Origin of the sequence: Moorena sp. SIO2C4 (genome assembly GCF_010672485.1) — a bacterium.
Classification (GTDB): domain Bacteria; phylum Cyanobacteriota; class Cyanobacteriia; order Cyanobacteriales; family Coleofasciculaceae; genus Moorena; species Moorena producens.
The window spans coordinates 1-4,153 of the sequence record NZ_JAAHGN010000678.1 but is presented as its reverse complement, the minus strand read 5'-3'; the positions used below and the strand labels follow the sequence as shown (position 1 = coordinate 4,153).

Here is a 4,153-nt window from a genome sequence, read left to right as displayed (position 1 = left end):
TGAGCTTTGGCCTGTTGCAGCTGACTTTGAAGTTGCTGAATATCTTCCGATGGTAATGATGTTACTTCAGAATAGGATTGAAACCCAGTATGGGTTTGACCATTACCGACACCAGGATGCGTTCGCGTAGCGTGACCGTAGGTCAATCGCGTAGCGTGACCGTAGGTCAATCCCATGTACTCAACGGTTTTGGCTGGCCCCTTCACCGCAGATTTAGCTACTGGTTGATATTCTCTCGACCGAGTCTTAGTCACCAGTGGTTCACGGTTTGACTGGAAGCTAGAACTAGTATATACAGTGTAGTTAATTGGCTGCTGTGGCAATTTCTGATTGTCTATCTGATTGTCTATCTGATTCTCGATCTGATTTTCTAAAGGCTTATGTTGAGTAAGGTTCTGCTGGGATTCTGAAAGCCTAAGTTTTTCTAATAATTCTTCCTTTTTTTGACTTTGTTGTGCTAAATCTGATAACTGTGACTGAAGTTGGGATGACTGTTGAGCAGACTGTTGCCATCCTGCTATGGCGACACTGGCCATACCAGCTCCCAGGCTAATCACCGTTGCTAAGGTCAGGTAAGGCGTTGCCGCATCTCGCACATGACCGTAGAATAGTTGCTCCTCCTGTACTTTAATGGATAATGGCTGAGCACCGAACCAGCCTACGGGTAACGTCAGCCCAGCAAATACTGTTGCTGAAATCAATGCTGGTCTAAACACAAATTTCTGAAGTGGGGAGGAAATCATAGATGATATTATTGCCCTTAACAACAGGTCAGTAAGAGTCCCGAAACCCTAGTCATCTTAACTAGTCTTCCCCTAGCTTATTTAAAATAATTTTGGTTAGTTGTGAGCCAACTCTAAAATAATTGTGATTATTTTCAGCAATTTTCGTGAGCCATATCACAATTAGTATGGTCGAAATATTTAGGGCGATTATATCAACAATACTATAGGTATAGAAAACTATGTAGTGTTGATGTTCCAGACCTTAAAGTGGCATACTCTCATCGTAATAATTAAGTTATCAGCACCCAGTTATCAGCACTAACTAGTCAGTTTTTAAACCATGGCTGTTCGCGTAGCGTGCGCGTAGCGCTTAAGCTGATAGCTAATAGCAGATAGCTCAGATAGCAGATAGCTCACAGCTCCTAAGGGCTGAGATGGCTGACATCATTGATTAACTAGGAGATTGAAAAGAAGTGACATTCCTTTCTTATCCTAGAGCGATTTAACGATTAAGGCAGTTGCAATCTTTAGATAATTAGAGGAAAAAGCATGTTGACTAAATCAGAAACTGCAATTGCGGCAATTGATGCCAGAGAGATATTAGATTCTCGTGGACGTCCAACAGTAGAAGCCCAAGTGCGCCTTGTGAACGGTGCCGTGGGAATTGCCCAAGTTCCCAGTGGTGCTTCTACTGGTACTTTTGAAGCCCATGAACTACGAGATAATGACCCCCGTCGCTACGGTGGTAAAGGGGTACTCAAGGCAGTATCGAATATCAAAGAAAAACTCGGCCCAGACCTATTGGAAAACGATGCTCTCAACCAAATGTTGGTTGACCACAAGATGATTCATCGGGATGGTTCGGCCAACAAAAAGACTATGGGAGCAAATGCCATCCTAGCTATTTCCCTAGCTACAGCTAAGGCGGCGGCGGCCAGTAAAGGACTCCCCCTCTACCGCTACTTAGGTGGACCACTAGCTAATCTACTACCAGTTCCGTTGATGAATGTGATCAACGGTGGTGCTCATGCGGATAATAATGTAGATTTTCAGGAATTCATGATTGTGCCAGTGGGAGCGAAGTCGTTTCGAGAGGCTCTGCGCTGGGGAGCTGAGGTTTTTGCCGCCTTGGCTAAGGTTTTGAAAGAGAAAAAATTGCTTACCGGTGTGGGAGATGAAGGTGGCTTTGCTCCCAACTTGGGGTCAAATAAAGAAGCGCTAGACTTATTGATTGCGGCTATAGAAACATCTGGGTATAAGCCAGGAGAACAAATTGCTTTAGCGATGGATGTGGCAGCCAGCGAGTTCTACAAAGACGCTCAGTATGTCTATGATGGACAGCCTCACTCTCCAGAAGAGTTTGTTAACTATCTAGCTGAGTTGGTGGGGCAATACCCAATTGTTTCTATTGAAGATGGACTCCACGAAGAGGATTGGAGTAATTGGCAGTTGCTCACTGAAAAACTGGGTTCCCGTATTCAGTTAGTGGGTGATGACCTATTTGTTACCAATCCCACCAGGCTACAAAAAGGTATTGATATCGGTGCTGGTAACTCGATCTTGATTAAGCTCAATCAAATTGGTTCCTTGACCGAAACTCTTGAAACTATTGACTTAGCAACTCGCAACGGTTTCCGTTCCGTGATTAGTCACCGTTCTGGGGAAACCGAAGATACTACTATTGCTGATCTAGCGGTTGCTACTCGTGCCGGTCAAATTAAAACAGGTTCACTGTGCCGTAGTGAACGGGTGGCTAAGTATAACCAGTTGCTGCGGATTGAAGATGAATTAGGCGATCGCGCCATTTATGCTGGAACTTGTGGCATGGGACCGCTGTGTCAGGGTTGAAGGTTAGGAGGTTAGGAGGTTGAAGGTTAGGAGGTTGAAGGTTAGGAGGTTGAACGCGTAGCGTGGCCTATTGGCCAAGGTTGAAGGTTATTTGGTTAGGAGGTTGAAGGTTATTTGGTTGAACGCGACGCCCGTGCCTATTGGCCAAGGTTGTTCGCCTTTGGCGTCCCTTGTAGGGTAGGTTGAAGGTTATTTCGTGGGGAGTGTGGGAGGAATGGTTTTTTCCTATCTCCCCTTACATCTGGTGTCTTCTGCACATCCGTCCCACAACCGATTCACGGATAAAAACTCAGTTGAGGCAAGCCTAGGGTTTCGTCCCAACCCATCATCAGATTCAAGCACTGTACGGCTTGACCAGCTTGACCTTTGAGCAAGTTGTCGATGGCTGACATAACGATAACTCGATCAGTTCGGCTATCGACTTCTACCCCTATGTAACAAAGATTAGTGCCACAAGCCCACTTGGTTTGGGGATAGGTGCCACTGGGTAACACCCGGACAAAGGGAGAGGCGCGGTAGAAGGCTGTGTAAATAGTGAATAAATCTTCCCTGACTAGTCCCGGATCCTGCAATGTGGCATAAACGGTAGCTAGGATTCCCCTTACCATGGGAACGAGGTGGGGTGTAAATTGCACCCTGACTTCGTGACTGGCTAAATGACTGCAAATTTGCTCAATTTCTGGGGTATGGCGGTGATGGGTCACGCCATAAGGGGCTAGAGAGCTGTCAGCTTCTGCTAGTAAGAGATTGGTTTTTGCCTTGCGTCCACCCCCAGAAGTACCGGATTTGGCATCGATAATCGCAGTGTCTGGAATAATCAGACCCTGTTTGAGCAGGGGAGCAATGGCGAGCAGGCTGGTGGTGACGTAGCAACCAGGACAACCGACTAACTCGGCAGAGGAAATGCGATCGCGATACAGTTCCGGTAAACCATAAACAGCAGTAGCAGCGGTTTCTTGGTCGTGGCGCTCTCCACCGTACCAGCTTTTGTAAGTCTCAAGTTTACTAAATCGATAGTCAGCTGAGAGATCGAGAACTTTTAATCCTTTTGATAACAGTGATGGTGCTAGCTTATGGGCTAAACCGTTAGGCAACGACAGAAACACTACCTGACAACGGGATACAATAGTATTTATGTCAATAGGCTCAATGGTTAGATTAACACGATGGCCTAGATGAGGGTAAAGCTCGGCAAATCCCTTGCCAGCACTGCTTTCTCCACCCAAATAAACTACATCGACTCCTGGGTGATCCATCAAGAGCCTTACAAGTTGTACGCCACCATAACCAGAAGCACCAATTATGCCTACTGGCAGGCGTTCTAAATCCCCCATCATCTTCCTTTCCTATAGGGTAAGAGCTTTGACATCCTCCCCCACTAAGGGCTAATTGCTGGCTCAGTGGGAGATTTTCAACCTTGGGCCTGATTATACACCTGCTTGCGGGACTCTTGACTAGACCAAGAACAACCTCAGTCCCCGTCAGACCCTCTCCACAGGCATTTTCATTCACTGTCTTGGGAACAGTGGCTCAGTTTTCTACGTCCTGTTTTAGCACTATTTGTGCAGTTGCCACATCTG

3 protein-coding genes are annotated in these 4,153 nt (G+C 46.3%); 1 reads left to right on the top strand and 2 read right to left on the bottom strand.

Going from position 1 to position 4,153, the window contains the following annotated elements; translation table 11 throughout:
* The coding region (locus F6K20_RS27050) for a hypothetical protein (protein ID WP_287296705.1) at positions 1-743 on the bottom strand (743 nt) is incomplete at its 3' end.
* Positions 744-1,274: 531 nt separating this feature from the next.
* Here F6K20_RS27050 and eno point away from each other — a divergent pair.
* Positions 1,275-2,573, top strand: a complete 1,299-nt coding sequence (eno, locus tag F6K20_RS27045; protein WP_008188642.1) for a phosphopyruvate hydratase — start codon at positions 1,275-1,277, stop codon at positions 2,571-2,573.
* 275 nt (positions 2,574-2,848) lie between these two features.
* Here the strand turns inward: eno and argC are convergent, their stop codons facing one another.
* Entirely contained in the window at positions 2,849-3,907 is a 1,059-nt protein-coding gene (argC, locus tag F6K20_RS27040) for an N-acetyl-gamma-glutamyl-phosphate reductase (RefSeq protein WP_008188640.1), read from the bottom strand.
* Positions 3,908-4,153 lie beyond the last annotated feature (246 nt).

What these genes read in the sequence shown, in the direction of transcription:
- eno (WP_008188642.1), top strand. Translation starts at nt 1,275, where the DNA reads ATGTTGACTAAATCAGAAACTGCAATTGCGGCAATTGATGCCAGAGAG.
- argC (WP_008188640.1), bottom strand. Translation starts at nt 3,907, where the DNA reads ATGGGGGATTTAGAACGCCTGCCAGTAGGCATAATTGGTGCTTCTGGT.